Below are 22,776 nucleotides of genomic sequence, written 5' to 3'. Positions count from 1 at the left end.
CGCCCTCGGCGCCGCCGTTGCCGCCGCTGCGCCCCCTGTCGCGCTCGCCGCGCAGGCGGCGCTTGCCCTCCTCGCGGCCCGCCGCGCCTGGCTCTCTGCGCGCGGGCTCCCCGTGCCGAGGATGCGCAGCCTCAGCCAGACGGCTGGAACGCTCGTGAGGCTGCTACGCTTGCGCGCCCCCGAGGGTGGCTGGCTCGCCGCCGGCCAGGGCGACCTCGTGAACCTGTTCATGCTCGCCGCCGCGGCGCTGACGCTCGCCCATGCGGTTTCGCCGCCTGCCTCGGCGCCACTTGCCGCCTTCGCCGTGCCGGCCGTGGCGCTCGGGCTGCGCGCGCTCGCCGAAGGCTTCCCGCGCGGCGGAGGAAGCCTCGAGGGGGCAGCGCTTGCCGCGGCGCTGGCGGGTGGCGCACTGGTGCTCGCCCTTCGCGGCGGGCCACCTTCCTGGTGCCTGCTCGCGCTCTGGTTCGCCCTGTTTCCCGCGCTCGCCTGGCGACGGCGCGCTTGATGCGCCGCGCCGCGCCGGCATCTATGTCGCCATGGCACAGAGCATCGTCCCCGCCTTCCTCTCCCGCGCCCCCACCGTCGCGGTGATCCGCCTCGCCGGCCTCATCGCGCCGCCTTCGGGCTTCCGCGCCGGCTCGCTCTCGCTCGAAGGCATGGCCGGGGCGATCGGGCGCGCCTTCGCCGTGCGGCGGCTCGCGGGCGTCGCGCTCGCGATCAACAGCCCAGGCGGATCGCCCGTGCAGTCGAGCCTGATCGCCGGGCGCATCCGGGCGATGGCCGAGGAGAAGAAGCTTCCCGTCACCAGCTTCGTGCAGGATGTGGGCGCCTCGGGCGGCTACTGGCTCGCCTGCGCTGGCGACGAGATCTTCTGCGACGAGAGCTCGATCCTCGGCTCGATCGGAGTGATCAGCGCGGGCTTCGGCTTCGGCCGGGCGATGACCCGCCTGGGCATCGAGCGGCGGCTTTATACCTCGGGCGAGCGCAAGTCGCTGCTCGACCCGTTCGGGCCGGAGCGCGAGGAGGATGTCGCGAGGCTCCGCGCCGTGCAGCAGGACATCCACCAGAGCTTCAAGGCGTGGGTGCGCCTTCGCCGCGGGCAGAGGCTGAAGGCGCCGGAGGAGCAGCTCTTCACCGGCGAGTTCTGGACGGGCCGGCGCGCCGTCGAGCTCGGCCTCGCGGACGGCATCGGCGAGCTGCGCACGACGATGCGGCAGAGGCATGGCGAGAAGGTGCGCTTCGCGGTGTTCGGCGGGCCGCGCCGGCCGTGGTGGGCGCGCTTCGTGCCGGGCGCGGATACGCTCGCCACTGCGGCGGCGGATACGGTGGCGGAACGGATCGCCTTCGCGCGGTACGGGCTCTGAGCCGGCCGCGCTTGCGGCAGATCAAGGGTTGCGGGAGGCGGTGGGCGTAGTCTGCGCCATCGAGCCGGGGGAACCGGCCGAGCGGAGGACCGCACCGTGCCCGAGGCCGCAGCTCGCGACCGCCTTCTGCCCTGGTTGATCGGCCTCGTCATCATCGTCGGCGCGGCCGGGGCGGCGGCCTGGATGCTGATGTCTGATGCCTGCGCCGTACCCAGCATGGCGCTGTTCGTCGCACTCGCGGTGATGCCGGCGGTCTATGTCGTGCTGATGTTCCTGACCCTGACGACCCAGGACTAGGCGCTCGCACTCCCTCCGCCCTGCGCCGCCGCAGTCGGCGGTGCCTGCCTTCGCCGGCTGCCGAGCCACGAGCACACCACGTAGAACACCGGCGTGAAAATCAGTCCGAACGCCGTGACGCCGAGCATGCCGGCGAACACCGCCGTGCCGAGGCTCTGGCGCATCTCCGCCCCCGCCCCCTCTGCGATGACCAGCGGCACCACGCCGAGGATGAAGGCCAGCGAGGTCATCAGGATCGGCCTGAGCCTCGTGCGCGCGGCCTCGACCGCCGCGTCGCGCCGCGACAGCCCGCGCTCCTCCGCCTGCTTGGCGAACTCGACGATCAGGATCGCGTTCTTCGCCGCAAGCCCGACGAGCACGACGAGCCCGATCTCGACGAGGATGTTGCGGTCGAGCCCGCGGAAGTTCACGCCGACCATCGCGGCGAGGATGCACATCGGCACGATCAGAACCACCGCGAGAGGCAGCGTCCAGCTCTCGTAGAGCGCGGCGAGGAGCAGGAACACGAACACGACGGCGAGGCCGAAGGCGAGGATCGCGGTGTTGCCCGCGAGCTTCTCCTGTAGCGCGATCTCGGTCCACTCGAAGCCGAAGCCGGGGGGAAGCCGCTCGCGCGCGAGCTGCTCGATCGCCTCGATCCCCTGTCCTGTCGAGAAGCCGGGCACGAGCGCGACCTGAACCTCCGCCGCCGGATAGAGGTTGTAGCGGGTGACGCGGTATGGGCCCGTCGTGTCGCTGAAGGTCGCGACGGAGCCGATCGGCACCATCTCCCCGGTGTCGTTGCGCGTGCGCAGGTTGGCCACGTCGCTGATGCCGAGGCGGAACGGATTGTCCGCCTGCGCGGTCACCCTGTAGATGCGGCCGAGGATGTTGAAGTCGTTGACGAAGGCAGAGCCGTTGTAGATCGAAAGGGCCTCGAACACCCGTTCGATCGGCACCCCGAGCATCTCGGCCTTGGTGCGGTCGATGTCGGCGAAGACCTGCGGGCTTCGCGTGTTGAAGAGGGTGAAGGCCTGCGCGAAGCCCGGGGTCTGTGCGGCACTCCCGGCCATCGCCCAGGTCGCGCCTTCGAGCGCTGGATAGCCGCGACCCGCGCGGTCCTGCACGTAGAGCTTGAGGCCGCCGCCCGTGCCGATGCCGGGAACGGAAGGCGGCTCGATCACCAGGATGAAGGCTTCCTGGATGCCGAACATCCTCTGCCTCAGGGTGGCGAGGATGTCCTCCGCCGTCAGCCCCTCCGCCTGCCGATCCTCGAAGCTCTTGAGGGTGACGAACACAACGCCGGTGTTCGGCGCATTGGTGAAGGTCGCGCCGTCGAAGCCGACGAAGGCGACGGAGGACTGCACGCCCGGCGTCTCGAGGATCATGTCCGAGGCGCGGCGCACCACCTCGTCTGTGCGCGCGAGCGAGCTGCCGGGCGGAAGCTGGAAGGCTGCGATGAAGTAGCCGCGGTCGAGCGGCGGGATCAGCCCCGTCGGCGTCTCGACGAGGCGGAAATAGGTGAGCCCGAGCAGCCCGGCATAGACCACGAGAACGATCGCGCCGAGCCGCACGAGCCTGCGCGTCAGCCCCGCATAGCCGCGCGCCATGCCCTCGAAGGCACGGTTGAAGCCGCGGAAGAAGAGGCGGAACGGCGCGCCGAGCACGCCCGCGATGCCGCGCGGCGCCTCATGCGTGTGCGGCTTCAGCAGCAGCGCGGCCATGGCCGGCGAGAGGGTGAGCGAGACGAAGCAGGAGATCGCCGTCGAGACGGCGATCGTCACCGCGAACTGGCGGTAGAACGAGCCCTGCAGCCCGGCGATGAAGGCGGTGGGGATGAACACGGCGGCGAGAACCAGCGCGATGGCGATGAGCGCACCACCCACCTCGTCCATCGTCTTGTAGGCGGCCTCGCGCGGAGAGAAGCCTTCGGCGAGGTAGCGCTCGACATTCTCGACGACGACGATCGCATCGTCCACGACGATGCCGATGGCGAGCACGAGGCCGAACAGCGACAGCGTGTTGAAGCTGATGCCGAACGCCGCGAGGAAGGCGAAGGTGCCGATGATCGAGACGGGGATAGCGACGATCGGGATGATCGCCGCGCGCCAGCTCTGCAGGAACAGGATCACCACCAGGACGACGAGCGCGATCGCCTCGAGGAAGGTGACGATCACCGCGTCGATCGATTGCTGGATGAAGACCGTCGGGTTGTACACGACCGAGTACCCGACGCCTGCCGGGAAGTCGCGTGAGAGATTCTCGACGGCCTGCAGCACCGCATCGGAGGTCGCGAGCGCGTTCGAGCCGGGCCGCTGGAAGATGACGATGGCCGTCGCCGGCCGGTTGTTCAGGTATGAATTGACCGTGTAGTCCTGGGCGCCGAGCTCGATCCGTGCGACGTCGCGCAGCCGCGTCACCGTGCCGCGCTCGCGGTCGGTGCGGATGACGATGTCGGCGAACTGCTCGGGCTCCGACAGTCGCCCCAGCGCCTGGACACTGATCTCGAAGGCCGAGGGCGAGATGGCGGGCGGCTGGTTGATCGACCCGGCTGCGACCTGGACGTTCGCCGCGCGGATGGCGTTGACCACCTCGCCCGCCGTCATGTCGCGCGCGGCCACCTTCGCGGGGTCGAGCCAGATGCGCATCGCGTACTCGCGCGAGCCGAACACCTGCACGTCGCCCACGCCGTCGATGCGGGCGAGCACGTCCTTCACGTAGAGGGTGGCGTAGTTCGAGACGTACTGCTCGTCCCGCGAGCCGTCGGGGCTCGTCATGTGGATGACCATCATCAGGTCGGGCGAGGCCTTGCGCACGGTCACGCCGAGGCGGCGCACCTCCTCCGGCAGCCGCGCCTCGGCGACCGCGAGGCGGTTCTGCACGAGCACCTGGGCCTGGTCGATGTTCGTTCCGGGTCGGAACACGACGTTGATCGAGACACGCCCGTCCCCGGTCGACTGCGAGACGATGTAGAGCATCCCGTCGACGCCGTTGATCTCCTGCTCGATCGGGGTCGCGACGGTCTCCGCGATCACGGTCGCCGACGCGCCGGGATAGGTGGCGGCGACCGTCACGGTCGGCGGCGCGATCTCGGGATATTCGGCAACCGGGAGCGCGCGATAGGAGATCGCGCCGACGATCGTCAGCAGGACCGACAGGACGGTCGCGAAGATCGGGTGGTCGATGAAGAAGCGGGAGAGGCGCATCGGAGAAGCCTCAGCCCCCGCCGGCCTGTTGCGCAGCCGCGGCGGTGATCTCGCCTGGCTGCGGCGTGACGCGCGCGCCGGGTCGGACGAAGGGGTTGGCCTGGCCGTTGATGATCACCCTGTCATCGACGCGGAGGCCGGAGCGGATCACGCGCAGGCCATCGACGATCGGCCCTGGCGTGACGACCCGTGGCTCGACCGTGTCGTTGGCGCCCACGACGAGGAGGATCTTGCGCGCCTGGTCGGCGGCGATGGCGGAATCGGGCACGAGCAGCGCCTCCCCTTCGCCCGCGAAGAGGCGCAGCCGGCCGAACAGGCCCGGTGTCAGGAAGCTGTCGGCGTTGTCGAACACCGCACGGCCGCGCATCGTTCCCGAGCGTGGGTTCACGACGTTGTCGACGAAGTCGAGCCGGCCTTCGCGCGTGTAGCTCGTCTCGTCGGACAGGCGCACGCGCACGGGCAGCATGCTGTCGCGGCCGGAGGGGCGCGAGCCCTCGCGGGCGAGACGCGAGTACTTCAGGTAGTCGGCCTCGGAGACGTCGAAGGTGAAGTGGATCGGGTCGGTGCGGACGATCGTGGTCAGAAGCGTCGCCTGCGCGCCGGTCGTGCCGCCGGTGATCAGGTTGCCGACATCGACGCGCCGGTCGCTGATCCGCCCGGCGAGCGGGGCGCGCACCTCCGTCCATTCGAGGTTGAGCTGGGCGTTGCGGAGATTGGCCTGGGCCGATTGCAGGCCGGCGAAGGACTGGCGGAGCTGCGCCTGGCGCGTGTCGAGCTCGCGCTGCGGCAGGGTGCGCGTCTGCACGAGCGGGATGGCGCGCTCGACCTCGCTCTGGGCGAGCTGCACCAGGGCGCGGGTGCGCGTCACCTCCGCCTCGGCGATCTCGACGGCGATCTGGAAGGGACGCTGGTCGATCGTGAAGAGGAGGTCGCCCGGCGAGACGATGTCGCCGTCGCGGAAGTGGATGGCCTCGATGAAGCCCGACACCCGGGCCCGCACATCCACCATTTCCAACGCCTCGAACCGGCCGGTGTGCTCGTCCCATTCGGTGATGGTCCGGGCAAGCGGCGTTGCGACCGTCACGGGCGGTGGCGGCATCTGCGCCGCAGCCGGGGCGGCGGCAAGCAGGACCGCGGCCAGCGTGGCGGCGGGGGCGAGCAGGAGGGGGCGAGCCATGCGAGGGACTCCGTCCGCACGAGCGGGGTGGGCTGTTGCAGCAGGTCGGTGGACCTTGATTTTTGGCAAGACCCGATGCTGCTGTGCAGCAATAGCAGATCGTATGTTGCAGTGGCATTACAGCGTGCTGCCCGCGCGGCTTTGCTTGCCCCACCGCGCCTGCGGCCCTAGAACCGCCGCGCAACCGAGGACCCACCCCCGTGATCCGCATCCTTCTGCTCGGCCTCGTGCTGGCCGGCGTCTGGTATCTCTACAGGATGGTGACACAGCAGAACGCCTCAGGCGGCGCTGCCGTGACCCCGGCGAACGACAAGGAGCCGGTCGCGCCGCCCTTGGCCGAGGCGCCGGCTGCCGACACCTTCGCCACTGACGCACCCTCGGAGGCAATGGCTGCGTCCGAGCAGGCGAGTGCGCTGGAGCGCGAGGCGTCCGCAGCCGATGCGGAGGAGATGATCGAGTGCCCCGTCTGCCAGGCCTACGTGCCCGAGACAGCGCATGACGGCTGCGGTCGGCCCGACTGCCCGATTCCTGCCCTCGCAGAGGCGCGGCAGGGCGAAGGGCGGCCGGGACCGGGCTGAGCGCCAGTTGTCGCTGCACTGCAGCATGGGTAGAACCGCCGGATACTGACCGAACGCGACGAGGCAAAGGTCCGAACGAGACGCGCATGGAGTCCCGCCAGGAAACGGTCGCCCCCGCGGTGCGGGAGGCCCCGAGGAGCTTCCAGGAGATCATCCTCCGGCTGTCCGCGTTCTGGGCGGCACGCGGCTGCGTGATCCTGCAGCCCTACGACATGGAGATGGGCGCGGGGACCTTCCATCCCGCCACTACGCTGCGGGCGCTCGGGCCGAAGCCGTGGAACGCCGCCTATGTGCAGCCCTCACGCCGGCCATCGGACGGGCGCTACGGCGAGAACCCCAACCGGCTCCAGCACTACTACCAGTACCAGGTGATCCTGAAGCCCTCGCCGCCCGACCCGCAGGGCCTCTATCTCGAGAGCCTCCGCGAGCTCGGGATCGACCCGCTGCTGCACGACATCCGGTTCGTCGAGGATGACTGGGAGAGTCCCACCCTCGGCGCCTGGGGGCTCGGCTGGGAAGTGTGGTGCGACGGGATGGAGGTGACGCAGTTCACCTATTTCCAGCAGGTGGGCGGGATCGCTTGCGAGAAGCCCTCTGCCGAGCTGACCTACGGGCTCGAGCGTCTGGCGATGTACATCCTCGGCGTCGAGAACGTCTACGACCTGCCGTTCAACGACCCCGCGTCGCCGACGGCGCTCGCCTATGGCGACGTGTTCCTCCGTGCCGAGCAGGAGTTCAGCGCCCACAATTTCGAGCACGCCGACACGGCCACGCTGCTGCGCCATTTCGAGGATGCCGAGAAGGAGTGTGCCGTGCTGCTCGCGCACGGGCTCGCCCTGCCGGCCTATGACCAGTGCATCAAGGCCTCTCACCGTTTCAACCTGCTCGACGCCCGGGGCGTCATCTCGGTGGCGGAGCGGGCTGCCTATATCGGTAGGGTGCGGGCGCTGGCGAAGGGCTGCTGCGAGGCGTGGCTGGCCGGCGAGCAGGTTGCCTGATGCCCGAGCTTTTTCTCGAACTCTTCAGCGAAGAGATTCCCGCGCGCATGCAGGGCCGCGCGGCGGAGGAGTTCGCCCGCGCCGTCACAGAGGCGCTCGGCGCGCTCAACCCGCGCGAGGTACGGAGCTTCAGCGGCCCGCGGCGCATCGGCCTCGTCGTGACCGCCGAGGCAGCGACGGAAGCGAGCGCGAGCACAGAGCGCGGACCACGCACAAGTGCGCCGGAAGCCGCGCTCGCAGGGTTCCTCAAGAAGCACGGCGCGACGAAGGACGCGCTGCGCGAGGAAGGCGGGTACTGGGTGCTCGAGAAGAGCGCGCCCCCACTCTCCGCCGCGTCGCTGGTGGCCGAAACGATGCCAGGCATTATCCGCCGCTTCGGCTGGCCGAAGTCGATGCGCTGGGGCGGGTCGAGCAGCTTCGCCTGGGTACGGCCGCTCAGGCGTATCCTTTGCACGCTCGACGGCGCGGTGATTGCTTTCTCGCTGGCAGAAGGCGTCGATGACGGGCACGGGCTCGTCGCCTCCAACGTCACCGAGGGCCATCGCTTCCTCTCCCCCGGCGCCATCACGGTCTCTGGCTTCGAGGATTACGCGGCGAAGCTTCGCGACGCGAAGGTGATCGTCGACCCGGCCGAGCGGCGGGCAGCGATCGTCGCGGGCGTCGAGGCGCGCGCGGCCGAGGTCGGCTGCACCGTGGCTGGCGACCCCGGCCTGTTCGACGAGGTGGCCGGCCTCGTCGAATGGCCTGTGCCGCTGCTCGGTCGGATCGACGACGCGTTCATGGACCTGCCCGACCGGGTGCGGCAGCTCACCATGCGGCTGAACCAGAAGTACTTCACGCTGCTGACCGCAAACGGCTCTGCCGCGCCGTATTTCGTCGTCGTCGCCAACATCGAGGCAAAGGATGGCGGGCGCGCCATCGTCGCCGGCAACGAGCGGGTGCTGCGCGCGCGCCTCTCCGATGCCCGCTTCTTCTGGGACCAGGACCGCCGGCAGAGGCTCGATTCGCGCCTGCCGCGCCTCGAGGCGGTGACGTTCCACGCCAGGCTCGGCACGCAGGGCGCGCGCGTCCTCCGGCTCGTGCGGCTCGCGGGCATCCTCGCGCCGATGCTCGGGGCCGACATCGCCAAGGCAGAGCGGGCGGCGATGCTCGCCAAGGCCGATCTCGTCACCGGCATGGTCGGCGAGTTTCCCGAGCTTCAGGGCTACATGGGCCGCCGCTACGCCGCGCATGACGGCGAGGACGAGGCGGTCGCGCTCGCGATCGAGCAGCACTACGCCCCCGCCGGGCAGGGCGACGCTGTTCCCTCCGCGCCGGTCAGCGTCACCGTCGCGCTGGCAGACAGGCTCGATACGATCGCTGGCTTCTTCGCCGCCGACGAGCGCCCCACCGGCTCGGGGGACCCCTTCGCCCTGCGGCGCGCCGCGCTCGGCGTGATCCGGCTCGTGCGCGAGAACGAGCTTCGTCTCGATCTCGTCGTCCTCCTGGGCGAGGCGGTCGCGGCCTTCGCCGAACCTCTCGGGCTCGACCAGGCGCGGCAGGCGGCGCTGGTCGACGGTCTCTACGGCTTCCTCATCGAACGCCTGCGCGTGCAGCTTCGCGCCGAAGGCCGCCGGCATGACGTCATCGCCGCAACGCTCGGCGCGCAGCGGGACGGCGACCTCGTGCGGCTTCTCGCGCGGGCGGATGCGCTCGCCGCACTGCTCGGCACGGAGGATGGCGCGAACCTCCTCACCGCTCACAAGCGCGCGAGCAACATCCTCCGAATCGAGGAGAAGAAGGACGGCCGCGCCTATGCCGAGCCGCCCGACGCCGCGCTGCTTCGCGAACCCGCCGAAACCGCGCTCGCCGCTGCCTTGGATGCCGCCGAGCCGGCCATCGGCGAACGGCTCGGGCGGGAGGATTTCGCCGGCGCCATGGCCGAGATGGGCCGCCTCCGTGCGCCCGTCGATGCCTTTTTCGCTGCCGTGACCGTCAACGCGACGGAAACCGAACTGCGTGGTAATCGGTTACGGCTCCTGTCACGGATCCGGGCGGTCACCGCCCGGGCCGCCGATTTTTCGTTGCTCGAGGGGTAAGCACAATGGACGGAACCACCGCGACCAAATGGGTCTACTCGTTCGGCGCGGGCGCCAACGAGGGCCGCGCGGGCATGCGCAACCTCCTCGGCGGCAAGGGCGCCAACCTGGCGGAGATGGCCTCGATCGGCCTGCCCGTCCCCCCCGGCTTCACCATCACCACCGAGGTCTGCACGGCGTTCTACGCCAATGACCGGAAGTACCCCTCCGGCCTCGAGAAGCAGGTGAAGGATGCGCTGGCCGCGGTCGAGCAGACGACGGGCTTCCGCTTCGGCGATCCCGCCAACCCGCTTCTCGTCTCCGTCCGCTCCGGCGCGCGCGTGTCGATGCCGGGCATGATGGACACCGTCCTGAACCTTGGCCTGAACGACGCCACCGTCGATGGGCTCGCGAGGAAGTCGGGCGATGCCCGCTTCGCCTGGGACAGCTACCGCCGCTTCATCCAGATGTTCGGCGGCGTCGTGCTCGATGTCGATCATCACCGCTTCGAGGAGATCATCGACGAGGTGAAGCACGAGAAGCTCGTGACGGAGGATACCGCGCTGACGGCGGAGGACTGGCAGCGCGTCGTCTCCGGCTACAAGAAGGTCGTCGAGGACGCCACGGGCAAGCCCTTCCCGCAGGACCCGTGGGACCAGCTCTGGGCTGCCGTCGGCGCCGTGTTCGGCTCCTGGATGAACCAGCGCGCCATCACCTATCGCCGTCTGCACGACATCCCGGCCGACTGGGGAACGGCGGTGAACGTCCAGGCCATGGTGTTCGGCAACATGGGCGAGGATTGCGCGACTGGCGTGTGCTTCACCCGCGATCCCTCGACCGGCACGAACCTTCTCTACGGCGAGTTCCTGGTGAATGCCCAGGGCGAGGACGTCGTCGCCGGCATCCGCACGCCGCAGCCTCTGTCGAAGGCCTCCGCCAAGCCGGGCGAGGTCTCGATGGAGGAGGTGATGCCGGAGGTGTACGCCGAGCTGATGCGCGTGCGCGGCGTGCTCGAGACGCACTATCGCGACATGCAGGACATCGAGTTCACCGTCCAGCAGCGGCGCCTCTATATGTTGCAGACGCGAAACGGCAAGCGCACCGCCGCTGCCTCGCTCTGCATCGCCGTCGACATGGCCAATGAAGGCCTGATCGAGCGCGAGGAAGCCGTCCGCCGCGTCAACCCTGCCTCGCTTGACCAGCTGCTTCACCCGACGCTCGACCCGAGCGCGAAGCGCACGCCGCTCGGCAAGGGCCTGCCGGCCAGCCCGGGTGCCGCCTGCGGCGCGGTGGTGTTCTCTGCCGAGGAGGCGGAGGCGCGCGCGCAGAAGGGCGAGAGCGTCATCCTCGTGCGCATCGAGACGAGCCCCGAGGACATCGCGGGCATGCATGCGGCCAAGGGAATCCTCACCACCCGCGGCGGCATGACGAGCCACGCGGCGGTCGTCGCACGCGGCATGGGGCGGCCCTGCGTCGCCGGCGCTGGCGGCCTCGCGGTCGACTACACGAGCCAGACCCTGTCGGCCGGCGGCCAGGTGGTTCGCGGCGGCGAGACGATCACCATCGACGGCGCGACCGGCGAGGTGTTCGTGGGCTCCGTGCCGATGATCGAGCCGCAGCTGTCGGACGAGTTCGCGACCCTGATGGGCTGGGCCGACGAGATCCGCACGCTGAAGGTCCGCACCAACGCCGAGACGCCTCTCGATGCGGATACGGCACGCAAGTTCGGCGCCGAGGGCATCGGCCTCTGCCGCACCGAGCACATGTTCTTCGACGCAGAGCGCATCCTCGCCGTGCGCGAGATGATCATGGCGGACGATGCAGAGGGACGGCGTCGGGCGATCGGCAAGCTGCTGCCGCACCAGAGGAAGGACTTCGTCGAGCTGTTCCGCATCATGGCCGGGCTGCCGGTGACGATCCGCCTGCTCGACCCGCCGCTGCACGAGTTCCTTCCCCACTCGGAGGAGGAGATCGCCGAGGTGGCCGCCTCGATCGGCGCAGAGGCCGAGGCCATGGCGCGTCGTGTGGCCGATCTCTCCGAGGCGAACCCGATGCTCGGCCATCGCGGCTGCCGCCTCGGCATCTCCTACCCCGAGATCTACGAGATGCAGGCCCGCGCCATCTTCGAGGCCGCGCTCGAGGTCGCGAAGGAGACAGGCAAGGCGCCCATCCCGGAGATCATGATCCCGCTCGTCGGCATGAAGAAGGAACTCGAGATCACCCGCGCGCAGGTCGACCGCATGGCCGAAGCGGTATTCGCCGAGAAGGGCGCGAAGGTCGAGTACAGCGTCGGAACGATGATCGAGCTGCCCCGCGCGGCGCTGACCGCCGACCGCATCGCCGACGTGGCCGACTTCTTCAGCTTCGGCACGAACGACCTGACGCAGACCGTGTTCGGCCTCTCGCGCGACGATGCGGGCAAGTTCCTTCCCGCCTATCTCGAGCAGGGCATCCTCGCGAAGGACCCGTTCGTCTCGCTCGATCGCGAGGGCGTGGGCGCGATGGTGAAGATCGCCGTCGAGAAGGGCCGCGCGACGAAGCCCGACATCAAGCTCGGCATCTGCGGCGAGCATGGCGGCGACCCCGCGTCGATCGCCTTCTGCCAGGAGGTCGGGCTCGACTACGTCTCCTGCTCGCCCTACCGCGTGCCAGTCGCGCGCCTCGCCGCCGCCCAGGCGGCGCTCGGCGTGGGCGGCGTCGACCGAACGGCCTGAGCCGCGCAGGCGGCGTGGCCGTGCCGCGCCGCCTCACTCCGCCGGCAGCACCCGTGGCTTGTCGTCTTGCGGCTTGTCGGTCCGCGCCTTGTCTGCGCGAAAGGGCTGGGTGAGGAGCCTGTCGAGCCGAAGCTCTGCCGGGTCACGGAACGTCTCGATGCCGATGGTGAAGCCGAGCTGGCCCGCTGCGGGCTCGGCGCGGTAGGTGCCGAACCACCTGTCCCATACCGACAGGCAGAAGCCGAAATTGCTGTCGGTCTCCTCGCGGATGACGCTGTGGTGCACGCGGTGCATGTCCGGCGTCACGATCACCCGCCGCAGCGCCTGGTCGATCCACCCGGGCAGCCGCACATTGCCATGGCTGAACATCGAGCAGGCGTTCAGAAGCACCTCGAACACGAGGACGCCGAGCGCCGGCGCGCCGAGCGCAATGACGACGGCGATCTTGATCACCATCGACAGGACGATCTCCACCGGGTGGAAGCGAAGGCCGGTGGTGACGTCGAACTCCAGATCGGTGTGGTGCATGCGGTGCAGGCGCCAGAGCGCCGGCACGGCATGAAAGACGCGGTGCTGCGCCCAGATAGCGAGGTCGAGGAGCACGACGGTGAGCGGCACCGCCGCCCAGAACGGTGCGTCGAGAAGTCGGAACAGGCCGAGCCCCTGCGACTCCGCCCAGAGCGCTGCGCCGACCGCGCCTGCCGGGAACAGCACGCGCACGATCAGGCTGTCGAGCGCGACGATGCCGAGGTTGGATGGCCAGCGCGAGGTGCGCCCGTGCGCCTGGTGTCGGCGCGGGGCGAGCAGCTCCCACGCCGCCATGGCGATCAGGACGGATACGAAAACGCCGAGCCGGACCAGCGGCTCGACGGCAGCTCCCCCTTCAGTCATCGCGGCCGCTGAAGGCTACTCGCCCCTCGCCTCGGCCTCGGCCAGCGCGCGGGCCATCTGGCTCAGCGCAAGCTGGTGCCGCTCGTTGCTGATATGGGCGAAGTTCCGCGCAACCTCGAGGCAGAGTCGCTGGCGCTGCGTCATCGGCGCAGGCTCCTTGCCGGGGCCGATGCCGTCGAAGAACCAGGAGATGGGTACGCCCAGAACCTGTGCGATCTCGTAGAGCCGGCCGGCGGCGATCCGGTTCAGCCCACGCTCATATTTATGGGCCTGCTGGTAGGTCACACCGATCGAATCGGCGAGCTGCTGCTGGCTGAGACCGAGCATGAGGCGGCGCTCGCGGATGCGCGCCCCGACATGGCGGTCGATCGACCCGGCGCGGAGAGGCGTTCGCCGTGCTTCCTCGCGCGTCTCATCGGGTTGCATCCGGGACATCACGTCCATGGCACCCTCCGGAGTTGTTGGCGTGGCGCCGGGGCGGCGCCTGCATGGGTCCGCACCTAACACCCAAACCGTGGCGGAATTCGCCTCCCGCGTAAGAACATTGTCGTGAGCACGCGCCGGAGGTTCGCCGAGCCCCGAAGTTTTCCTCGCTATCCCAGTCCCTTGGCGTGCGGCGGTTAACACCTCACGCGATCATGAGCGCAATCCCAGGGCGAGGTAGACACGCTCGCTCGGCGGCCAGGCCTGCACGACGGCATCGCGGTAGGCATAGGCACCCCAGCCAGCGGCCCCGAGCACCAGGATGGTCGCAACCCAGCCGATCGTCGCCGCGCCGCCGAGCCGCGGGCGGGCGGCAGGGGGCCCGTCCGGCGGGGTGGGGAACCGGGCGAAGCCGCCTTTGCCTTCCTGCGCCTCGCGAAATTCGGCGAGCGCCTCGTCCTCGGCCGGCTCGGGCGAGGGCGGGATCTCCGAGGCCTCTGCCCGGGCGGGGCGCTGCGGCGCCTCCGGCCATTGCACGGGTGCGTCGGCGTCCTGCATGTCGCGCCGGGCCAGCCACACATTGCCGCACTTGGCGCAACGCACGCTCTTGCCTGCCGCGCCGATCAGCGACTCGGCCACGTCGTAGCGCGCCGAGCAGCGTGGACATTCGATGATCATGCGAACCCGCCCCAGGACCGTCACGGCTCCGCCCCAAGGGGCCGCGGCCGCAACGTCTCCCGCCGCGCGCGCCGGCGCAAGGGGCGAGATGCGGGCATCGCGGAACGGCTCCTACACATGCGTGGGGCATGCCGCTACCCTGGCCAAAACGCCCGGAGGAGATGCCAGAATGCTGAGACGCTCGCTGCTCGCCGCGCCCGCCCTCGTCCTCGCTGCGCCGGTGCGCGCACAGGGCTGGCCCGCTCGGCCGATCACCGCCGTCGTCACCTACCCGCCAGGCGGCGTGACCGACACGACGGCGCGGGCGATCTGCGAAGGGCTCGCGCGCGAGCTCGGCCAGCCGGTGGTGATCGAGAACCGCCCCGGCGCGGGCACCTCGATCGGCTCCACGCATGTCGCACGCGCGACCCCGGACGGCTACACGATCCTGTTCGGTGCGACGAGCCTCGCCATCAACCCGACCCTGCAGCCGCAGCTCACGCCGAAGGACCCGATGACCGAGCTTCGCCCCATCGGCATGGCGATGCGAAGCCCGTTCGTCCTGCACGTGCACCCCGACGTGCCGGCCAAGACCGTTGCGGAGCTGATCGCGTATGCCAAGGCCAATCCCGGCAAGCTCTCGGGCGGTTCCTCGGGCAACGGGGCGGTGAACCATCTCGCGCTCGAATTGCTGAAGGCGCGTGCCGGCATCGACATCCTGCACGTCCCCTATCGCGGCGGTGCGCAGATGGTGCTGGACCTCGTCGCAGGCCGCGTGCAGCTCGCCTTCCAGGCGGCGCTCGAGGCGATCCCGGTGATGCGCGAGGGCAGGACGCGGGGCATCGCCATCTCGTCCGCGGAACGGTTCGCCGCGACGCCCGAGCTGCCGCCCGTCGCCGCCACGCTGAGCGGTTTCGATGCGGTGTTCTGGCAGGGTGTTTTCGTCCCTGCCGGCACGCCCGATGCCGTCGCCTCCCGCCTTGAGGCCGCCCTCATGAAGGTGACGGGGGATCGTGCGCTCCAGGAACGGTTCGCCGCCCTTGGCGCGGTCGCGGCGTCAGGCGATGCCGCGGCGCTGCGCCGCCTGCTCGCCGAGGAAACCGAGCGCTGGGGCACCCTGATCCGCTCCGCCAACATCACCGTCTGACACAGGACACGGTCATGCTCCGCCGCCTCGCCCTCGCCTCGGTTCTGCTGGCCTCGCTTCCCGCCGCCGCGCAGGAGCCGCTCCGCCTCGTGGTGTGCGCGCCGGCCGGCTCGACGGTCGACATCACCGCGCGGCTCTGGGCCGATGCGCTGAAGGACAGGCTGGGCCAGCCGGTGGTGGTCGAGCCCCGCGCCGGCGCCGGCGGCATGGTCGGCGTCGAGCATGTCGCACGGGCGCGTGCGGATGGCACGACCGCACTCGTCTGCTTCCCGGGAAGCTTCACGATGCGCCCGCATCTCGGCACGCCGATGCCGATCGACCCGAACACCGCGCTCGCACCGGTCGCGCTGCTCGCCACAGCGCCATTCGTCTTCGCCGCGGACGCCCGGCTCGGCGCGACGCTTCCCGCCTTCCTCGAGCGCGCCAGGGCACCGGGGGCCGACCTGTCCTACGCCTCCGTCGGCAATGGCAGCCTCGCCCATCTCGGCATGGAGCTCTTCAAGGCGCGCACCGGCACGACCCTCGTGCACGTTCCCTATCGCGGCAGCCCCGAGGCGATCGCCGACATGCTCGGCGGGCGGATCGCTGCCTTCATCACGCCGCTCTCCGCCGTCGCCGGCCACGTCGAGAGCGGGCGGATCGCGGCGCTCTTCACCACGGGAGAGGCGCGGCTGCCGCAGCTCCCGACCGTTCCGACGGCGCGCGAGGCCGGCCTACCCGACCTGACGGTGGTGACGTGGCACGGTCTCTTCCTTCCTGCCGGCGTGCCGGACCGGGCGATGGCGAAGCTGTCCGCCGCCGTGCTCACGGCAGCGCGGGAGGACCGCGCGCTACGCGAAGGGCTCGCCCGCGCGGGCTCCGACCTGCCCGTGACGACGCCGCAAGAGGCGCGCGCGCATATCGCCGCGGAGAGCGCGACCTGGAAGCAGGTGATCGCCGAGGCAGGCATCAAGGCCGATTGAGCGCGCTTCCCGGTCAGGCTACGCCCGGGCATCATCGGGCCAAGAACGAACGATCGAGGAAGGATATGCCCATGATGATCCGACGCCGCTCGCTGCTCGCCGGCACCGCCGGGGCGGGGGCAGCCGCGCTGCTCGCCCCCTCCGCCCGCGCGCAGGCCTGGTCGCCGACCCGTCCCGTCACCGTCCTCGTGCCCTTCGTCGCCGGCGGGCCGTCCGACATCATCGCGCGGGTGATCGCTGCGAAGATGCAGCTTGGCCAACCCGTGGTGGCGGAGAACCGGCCCGGCGCGAACGGGTCGGTCGCCGGCCAGATGCTCGCCCGCGCCCAGCCCGACGGCTACGCCTTCCTCGTCGGCTCGATCGGCGTCTTCGCGATCAACAAGGCGCTGCGCGGCGCGTCGATCGGCTACGACCCGGAGGCCTTCACGCCGATCACGCTGGCGGTGACGACGCCGAACGTGCTGACCGTGCACCCCTCGTCGCCCGCGAAGAACCTGCAGGAGTTCGTCGCCTGGCTGAAGGCGAACCCCGGCAAGTTCGGCTACTCCACCTCAGGCGTCGGCGCCTCCGACCACCTGACCATGGAGCTGTTCAAGCAGCGCACGGGGACCGACATCACCCACATCCCCTACCAGGGCGGCGCGGCCGCGGCGACCGACCTGATCGCGGGCAACGTGCACGCGACCTTCCAGAACATGCCGACGATCCATGCCCATGTCGCGAACGGGCGGATGCGCGCGCTCGCCGTCACCGCGCCGGAGCGCCACCCGCAGATGCCGGACGTGCCGACCATGGCCGAACAGGGCATGGCCGACTTCAACGTCACCTCCTGGCAGGCGATGATGGGCCCGGCAAACCTGCCAGCGAACATCCGTGACCGCGTGGCCGCTGAGGCGCGCAAGGCGCTGATGGACCCCGAGGCCAAGGACAGGCTGACGAAGATGGGCTTCGATGTCGTCGCCACCACGCCGGAGGCGCTCAAGGCGTTCCAGGCCGACGAGGTGCGGCGCTGGACCGAGGTGGTAAGGACCGCAAAGATCGAGGCGGCATGAGGCATCGGCGCGGCGCGGCGGACACGCCCCCGCCGCGCCGCCCGCTCAGGCGTAGGGCATCCCCTGCGTGTTGACGTAGAGCGAATAGACGCTCTGGCTTGCCGCCATGAACAGGCGGTTCCGCTTCAGCCCGCCGAAGCAGAGGTTGGCGCACCGTTCCGGCAGCGCGACGCGGCCGATCGGCTTGCCGGCGGGGTTGAACACGAGCACCCCGTCGAGCTCGTTGCTTCCCATCCCCCAGCCGACCCAGAGATTGCCATCGACATCCACCTTGAACCCGTCGGGCGTTCCCGGACCGGCATCGAGAAGCGGCCCGCCGCCCGTGAGCCTTCCGTCATCGCCGACATCGAAGGAGCGGATCACCCGCGGCAGCACGCCGGCCTCGACGATGTAGAGCTTCTTCTCGTCGGGGCTGAAGGCGAGGCCGTTGGGGCGATTGACCTCGCCGGTCGCGACGGTGAGCCGGCCGTCGCGCGGGTCGAACCGGTAGACGTTCGTCGGCAGTTCCGGCTCGGCCTGCGTGCCCTCGTAGTGGCCGAGGATGCCGAAGGGCGGATCAGTGAACCAGATCGTGCCGTCCGACTTCACCACCACGTCATTGGGGCTGTTGAGGCGCTTGCCGTCGTGACGATCCGCAAGCGTGGTGATGCGGCCGTCATACTCCGTGCGCGTGACGCTACGCGTGTCGTGCTGGCAGGTAATGAGCCTGCCCTGCCGGTCGCGCGTGTTGCCGTTGCTGAAGTTCGACGGGCTGCGGAATATCGAGGTGCGCCCCGTCGCCTCGTCCCAGCGCATGATGCGGTTGTTGGGGATGTCGGACCAGAGCAGCGCGCGCCAGTCACCCATCCACACGGGGCCTTCGTTCCAGCGCATCCCTCCATGCGCGATGCGCTCGACGGAGGCGAGAACGAGCCGGTAGCGGCCGAAGGCGGGGTCGAGCACCTGCACCGCCGGGTCGGGGGTAGCGTTCGGTCGGCCGCCATTGCGCCAACGCGCTGGAACTCGCGGCAATCGTTGCGGCGGCGGCGATGGCGCCGCGTCTGGTCAGGGTCATGATCGCTTCCTCTCCTTGGCGGCGCGGCCTTGCTGTCGCGCTCGCGCAACGAGGTGTCGCACACACCCCCCTTGCCCGTCAGCCCGGGATGGGGTGCCATCGCCAAACACGAAAGGGAGAGCAAGCCGAATGGACCTGCTGCTTCGCGGGCGCACCGCGCTCATCACCGGCGGATCGAAGGGGATAGGCCGGGCCGCGGCCGAGAGCATGGCGGCTGAGGGGTGCGACGTGATCCTCGTCTCGCGCACCCTCGGCGCGCTCGAGGAGACGGCCAGCGCCATCCGCTCGCGGCATCAGGTGAACGTGCGTGTCCATGCGGCCGACATCGCTGTGCAGGGCACGGCGGAGGACATCGCCGCGCGCTTCCCCGAGATCGACATCCTCGTCAACAACGCAGGCGCCATTCCCGGCGGCAGCCTCGCACAGGTGGACGGAACGACCTGGCGCCAGGCCTGGCAGCTCAAGGTGTTCGGCTACATCGACATGTGCCGGGCCTTCTATCCGCTCCTGAAGGGCCGATCGTCGGCCGCGTTCATTCCGTCGATCGTCAACGTGGTGGGGAACGCGGCGGAAACGCTCGACCAGGCCTACATCTGCGGCGTCACGGGCAATGCGGCGCTCTATGCCTTCACGCGGTCGCTCGGCGGCACGGCGCCGAATGACGGGCTTCGTGTCGTCGGCCTCTCCCCCGGTCCGGTCGCGACCGACAGGCTGATCGGGCTGATGAAGAAAAAGTCGGGCGACAGGACAGGCGACCCGGAGCGCTGGCAGGAACTGTTCGCGCCCATGCCCTTCGGCCGCGCCGCGACACCGGAGGAGATCGGCGACATGATCGCCTTCCTGGCGAGCCCACGGTCAGGCTTCACAAGCGGCACGATCGTGACGATCGACGGCGGCATGGCCGCCCGCTCCCGCGCGTTCTGAACAGGATCACCCGGATGACACAGACGACCATCACCACGACCGACGACGTCAGCCTCGCGGTCGAGGACACAGGCTCGGGCGCGGCGATCGTGTTCGTGCACGAGTTCGCCGGAGACATGCGCAGCTTCGAGCCGCAGGTGCGCTTCTTCTCCCGCCGCTACCGCTGCATCACCTACAACGCACGCGGCTATCCGCCCTCTGCCGTTCCGCCCACGCCCGACAGCTACAGCCAGGAGCGCGCGCGCGACGACATCCGCGACGTGATGGATGGCCTGGGCATCCAAGGGGCGCACATCGTCGGCGTCTCGATGGGCGGGTTCGCGACGCTGCATTTCGGCCTCGCCTACCCGCACCGGGCCAAGTCCCTCGTCATCGCGGGCGTCGGCTACGGCGCGCCGGCGGAGAAGCGGGCACAGTTCGCCGAGGAGTGCGAGGTGGCTGCGAAGCGATTCGAGACGCTGCCGATCGCCGAGGCCGCAGGAAGCTACGGCCGCGGGCCGACGCGCGTGCAGTACGAGAACAAGGATCCGCGGGGCTATGCCGAGTTCATGGCCCAGCTCGCCGAGCATGACCCGAAGGGCGCTGCCAACACCCTGCGCGGGGTGCAGAAGCGACGCCCGAGCATCTTCGAGCTCGAGCAGCCGATGCGGGCGCTCTCCGTGCCGAGCCTGGTGATGACCGGTGACGAGGATGACCCCTGCCTCGAGGCAAGCCTGTTCATGAAGCGCTGCATCGCGACGGCAGGGCTCGTCGTGATGCCCTGCACGGGGCACACGCTGAACCTCGAGGAGCCGGCCGCCTTCAACGCCCACCTCGCCGAGTTCTATGCGGCGGTGGAGCTCGGCCGCTGGCCGAAGCGCGACCCGAGAAGCACCACCGGCTCGATCCTCGGCACGCGCTGATACGCCATCGCGTGTCGCATCGCACGTCGCGGTGCGACTCGCGCAGTGCTGCGTTGACTCCGGTGGGGGCTGCGCCAACCTAGCGGTCATGCGTGCCCTGCTCGCCGCCCTGATGGCAGCTTCCGCCCTCGTCCCGCTCCCGGCCGAGGCGCAGGACGGTTCGCGCTTCCGCGTCGTCAACCGCACCGGCGAGGTTGCCGTCGGCCTCTACGCGGGCGAGCCCGGCCAGCCGGGGCGGAACCTGATCGCCGGTCGCGCGATGCGGCCAGGCCAGACGGCCCAGGTTACCCGCTCCGTCCCTGGCTGCGTCGTGGATGTGCGCCTCGTCACAGCCGCCGGCTCTGTGTTCGACCAGAAGGGCGCGGATATCTGCGCCGAGCCGGAGATCACCATCGGCACAGCGGTCCAGACGCAGGTGCAGTCGAGCTCGTCCGAGGCCCTTGCGGCCGTGCAGCGCGCGCTTGCCGCCCTCGGCTACGACCCCGGTCCGGCGGACGGGCAGATCGGCCCGCGGACCCAGGGCGCCGTCGCCGCCTTCCAGCGCGACCGTGGGCTCCCCCCGTCGGGCGTGCTGGACGGGCCGACGCTCCAGGCCCTGCGCGCCTCCTCCGCCGCCGTCGCCGCCCAGTCGCCTGACGGCAAGCCGCCGCCTGCCGGTGCTGCGGCCCCCTCGCGAGTCGCGGGCGGCAAGCCACCGCCGGCATCCGGCCCCGACCGCCCCGAGCCGATCCCAGGCGGCCGCGTCGCCGCCCTGCCGAGCCCGGGCGCGCAACGCCCGCCGGCCGCCCAGCCGCCCCAGCCTCAGGGGGCGCAGAGGCGGGCCAGCACGGGAACCGGGTTCGTCGTTGCAGAAGGCCGGCTGCTGACGAACCAGCATGTCATCGGCAACTGCCGCGGCGTGCAGGCCGTCGCGCAGGGAAACCGGCGCGTGCCGCTGACGGTGCTCGCGTCCGACAGCCAGCGCGACCTCGCCCTTCTCTCAGGGCCGGCCGATCTCGGCCCAGTGCTCACGTTCCGTGAGGGGCCGGCGCGGCGTGGCGACGAGGTCGTGACCTACGGATTCCCGCTGACGGGCATCCTCGGCAGCGGCCCGACGCTGACGACCGGCGAGGTCTCGGCGCTGACCGGCCTGCGCGATGATCCGAACACCATGATCATCTCCGCGCCGGTGCAGAGCGGCAACTCGGGCGGTCCGCTTCTCGACCGCTCGGGCAACGTGATCGGCGTGATCGTCGCCAAGCTGAACGCGCTCAGGGTGGCGGAGCGGACCGGCGGGGACCTGCCGCAGAATGTCAACATCGCCATCCATGGCCGCGTGGCGCAAGAGTTCATGCGCCGCAACGGCGTCACGCCGCGCACCGCCGCATCGTCAGGCTTCCGGCCGGCGGCGGAGGTCGGCGAGGTCGCCCACCCCTCGACGGTCCTCGTCGAGTGCCTGCGCTGAGCTGAGCCAGGCGTTCAGCGCCCGGCCAGCCCCGCCTCGCGCAGTGTTCGCTCGAGCCCGGCGATCAGCCTGTCCATCTCCGCGAGCCCGAACGCCGTGGGCGCCTGGAAGGGCGGGCGGTCATGCACCGCCTCGAGGCCGATCTGCCGCGCATAGCCGCGCTTGCCGTAGCACAGCGCCTGCTCGATGGAGCGGATGCGGAACACGATGAGCGGCAGAGCCGCCCTGTGCAGGGCCTCCGCCTCGGCCAGCGACGCCTCGGTTCCCTGCCGGAACAGCTCGTAGATCCGCACCTGCAGCGCGACGATGTCGGGCGCGGGGATCAGCCCCGCCACGCCGGCGCGCAGGTTCGAGAGGAACTCGATGCCGCCATGGCCGCAGAACAGCGCGAGCCGGCCCTCCGTCCGCTCGGCCAGCTCGGCCGTCTCGACCGCGGTTCCTTCCGCCTTCAGCACGGTCACGTTCGGGTGGTTCCGGTGCAGCGCCACGAGGCCCGGCACGGAAAGATTGACCGCGAGGTTGAAGGGGTTGTGCTGGACGGCGACGGGGCAGTCGAGTGCATCGGCGGTCGCGCCGAAGAAACGGATCAGCGCCGCCTCGCCGCCCTCTATCGCCGGCGGAGGCTGGAGGATGATCACGTCCGCCCCGTTGCCGCGCGCCTCCCGCGCGAAGGCGAGCTGCTCGGGCTGCGTGCGCTCGCCCACCGTCACCATGAAGGGCTTGCGTCGCGCGAGCGCGTTCGCGACGAGCGCGACGATCTCGTGCCGCTCCGCCGTCGTGTGCTTGCCGACCTCGGTGATCAGGCCGAGCGCCATCAGCCCGTGCGCCCCCGCGCCGAGGCAGTGCTCGACCTGGCGGCGCATGGCGTCGGGGTCGATCCGCCCATCCTCGCGGTGGAAGGCATAGAGAACGGGATAGATGCCGTGGAACGGCCAGGTCCCCCCCGTCAT

Annotated in this window: 20 protein-coding genes; 13 read left to right on the top strand and 7 right to left on the bottom strand. The window is 70.4% G+C overall.

The features are described 5' to 3' along the window. The 3 genes from FIF60_RS21605 to FIF60_RS13010 form a co-directional block, all read left to right on the top strand. On the top strand, nt 1-505 hold a 505-nt coding region (locus FIF60_RS21605), incomplete at its 5' end, for a hypothetical protein (RefSeq protein WP_204251191.1). Between the two features lie 31 nt (nt 506-536). Continuing rightward, a complete protein-coding gene (locus FIF60_RS13015; protein WP_144186515.1) occupies nt 537-1,364 on the top strand; it encodes a S49 family peptidase in 828 nt (275 codons plus the stop codon). Nucleotides 1,365-1,460: 96 nt separating this feature from the next. Continuing rightward, a complete protein-coding gene (locus FIF60_RS13010) occupies nt 1,461-1,661 on the top strand; it encodes a hypothetical protein (RefSeq protein WP_144186514.1) in 201 nt (66 codons plus the stop codon). Here the strand turns inward: FIF60_RS13010 and FIF60_RS13005 are convergent. Continuing rightward, on the bottom strand, nt 1,658-4,846 hold the full coding sequence (locus FIF60_RS13005) for an efflux RND transporter permease subunit (RefSeq protein WP_144186513.1): 3,189 nt from the start codon (nt 4,844-4,846) through the stop codon (nt 1,658-1,660). The genes FIF60_RS13010 and FIF60_RS13005 overlap by 4 nt on opposite strands. Before the next feature lie 10 nt (nt 4,847-4,856). Further along, complete coding sequence (locus FIF60_RS13000) at nt 4,857-6,023, bottom strand: efflux RND transporter periplasmic adaptor subunit (RefSeq protein ID WP_144186512.1); 1,167 nt, start codon at nt 6,021-6,023, stop codon at nt 4,857-4,859. Nucleotides 6,024-6,223: 200 nt separating this feature from the next. Between FIF60_RS13000 and FIF60_RS12995 the strand changes: the two genes are divergently transcribed. The 4 genes from FIF60_RS12995 (at nt 6,224) to ppdK (ending at nt 12,370) form a co-directional block, all read left to right on the top strand. Then, nucleotides 6,224-6,601 (top strand): hypothetical protein, encoded by a 378-nt coding sequence (locus tag FIF60_RS12995; protein ID WP_144186511.1) that lies wholly within the window; start codon nt 6,224-6,226, stop codon nt 6,599-6,601. A gap of 86 nt (nt 6,602-6,687) precedes the next feature. Next, nucleotides 6,688-7,599 carry a glycine--tRNA ligase subunit alpha gene (locus FIF60_RS12990; protein WP_456305151.1) on the top strand — a complete coding sequence of 304 codons (912 nt, stop codon included), beginning with the start codon at nt 6,688-6,690 and terminating at the stop codon, nt 7,597-7,599. Beyond that, nucleotides 7,599-9,677: a glycine--tRNA ligase subunit beta gene (gene glyS, locus FIF60_RS12985; RefSeq protein ID WP_144186510.1), complete on the top strand. Its 2,079-nt coding sequence runs from the start codon at nt 7,599-7,601 to the stop codon at nt 9,675-9,677. The genes FIF60_RS12990 and glyS overlap by 1 nt, the downstream gene beginning before the upstream one ends. Before the next feature lie 5 nt (nt 9,678-9,682). Then, nucleotides 9,683-12,370 carry a pyruvate, phosphate dikinase gene (ppdK, locus tag FIF60_RS12980; RefSeq protein ID WP_144186509.1) on the top strand — a complete coding sequence of 896 codons (2,688 nt, stop codon included), beginning with the start codon at nt 9,683-9,685 and terminating at the stop codon, nt 12,368-12,370. 33 nt (nt 12,371-12,403) lie between these two features. Here the strand turns inward: ppdK and FIF60_RS12975 are convergent, their stop codons facing one another. The 3 genes from FIF60_RS12975 to FIF60_RS12965 form a co-directional block, all read right to left on the bottom strand. After that, the gene (locus tag FIF60_RS12975) at nt 12,404-13,261 is read right to left on the bottom strand and encodes a sterol desaturase family protein (RefSeq protein WP_144186508.1); all 858 of its coding nucleotides are present in this window, start codon (nt 13,259-13,261) and stop codon (nt 12,404-12,406) included. A gap of 15 nt (nt 13,262-13,276) precedes the next feature. Further along, complete coding sequence (locus FIF60_RS12970; RefSeq protein ID WP_456305150.1) at nt 13,277-13,705, bottom strand: helix-turn-helix domain-containing protein; 429 nt, start codon at nt 13,703-13,705, stop codon at nt 13,277-13,279. Between the two features lie 192 nt (nt 13,706-13,897). After that, nucleotides 13,898-14,362 carry a zinc-ribbon domain-containing protein gene (locus FIF60_RS12965; RefSeq protein WP_144186507.1) on the bottom strand — a complete coding sequence of 155 codons (465 nt, stop codon included), beginning with the start codon at nt 14,360-14,362 and terminating at the stop codon, nt 13,898-13,900. A 169-nt stretch (nt 14,363-14,531) separates the two neighbouring features. On the opposite strand from FIF60_RS12965, the gene FIF60_RS12960 reads away from it, so the two are divergent. The 3 genes from FIF60_RS12960 (at nt 14,532) to FIF60_RS12950 (ending at nt 17,502) form a co-directional block, all read left to right on the top strand. Beyond that, entirely contained in the window at nt 14,532-15,488 is a 957-nt protein-coding gene (locus tag FIF60_RS12960; RefSeq protein ID WP_144186506.1) for a Bug family tripartite tricarboxylate transporter substrate binding protein, read from the top strand. A gap of 14 nt (nt 15,489-15,502) precedes the next feature. Further along, entirely contained in the window at nt 15,503-16,450 is a 948-nt protein-coding gene (locus FIF60_RS12955) for a Bug family tripartite tricarboxylate transporter substrate binding protein (RefSeq protein ID WP_144186505.1), read from the top strand. Between the two features lie 71 nt (nt 16,451-16,521). Further along, nucleotides 16,522-17,502, top strand: a complete 981-nt coding sequence (locus FIF60_RS12950) for a Bug family tripartite tricarboxylate transporter substrate binding protein (protein ID WP_144186504.1) — start codon at nt 16,522-16,524, stop codon at nt 17,500-17,502. Nucleotides 17,503-17,547: 45 nt separating this feature from the next. Here FIF60_RS12950 and FIF60_RS12945 read toward each other — a convergent pair whose 3' ends face one another. After that, on the bottom strand, nt 17,548-18,450 hold the full coding sequence (locus FIF60_RS12945; RefSeq protein WP_338032080.1) for an SMP-30/gluconolactonase/LRE family protein: 903 nt from the start codon (nt 18,448-18,450) through the stop codon (nt 17,548-17,550). Nucleotides 18,451-18,685: 235 nt separating this feature from the next. On the opposite strand from FIF60_RS12945, the gene FIF60_RS12940 reads away from it, so the two are divergent. The 3 genes from FIF60_RS12940 (at nt 18,686) to FIF60_RS12930 (ending at nt 21,826) form a co-directional block, all read left to right on the top strand. Beyond that, the gene (locus tag FIF60_RS12940) at nt 18,686-19,480 is read left to right on the top strand and encodes a short-chain dehydrogenase/reductase (protein WP_144186503.1); all 795 of its coding nucleotides are present in this window, start codon (nt 18,686-18,688) and stop codon (nt 19,478-19,480) included. Nucleotides 19,481-19,494: 14 nt separating this feature from the next. Beyond that, on the top strand, nt 19,495-20,382 hold the full coding sequence (locus tag FIF60_RS12935) for an alpha/beta fold hydrolase (protein ID WP_144186502.1): 888 nt from the start codon (nt 19,495-19,497) through the stop codon (nt 20,380-20,382). An 88-nt stretch (nt 20,383-20,470) separates the two neighbouring features. Then, a complete protein-coding gene (locus tag FIF60_RS12930; RefSeq protein ID WP_158639199.1) occupies nt 20,471-21,826 on the top strand; it encodes a serine protease in 1,356 nt (451 codons plus the stop codon). A 14-nt stretch (nt 21,827-21,840) separates the two neighbouring features. On the opposite strand, the gene FIF60_RS12925 is transcribed toward FIF60_RS12930, so the two are convergent. Further along, entirely contained in the window at nt 21,841-22,776 is a 936-nt protein-coding gene (locus tag FIF60_RS12925; protein ID WP_144186500.1) for a dihydrodipicolinate synthase family protein, read from the bottom strand.

The organism is Elioraea rosea, from assembly GCF_007644105.1.
Taxonomy (GTDB): domain Bacteria; phylum Pseudomonadota; class Alphaproteobacteria; order Acetobacterales; family Acetobacteraceae; genus Elioraea_A; species Elioraea_A rosea.
Note: the sequence above shows the minus strand (reverse complement) of the source record. Positions and strands in the feature narration are given on the sequence as shown.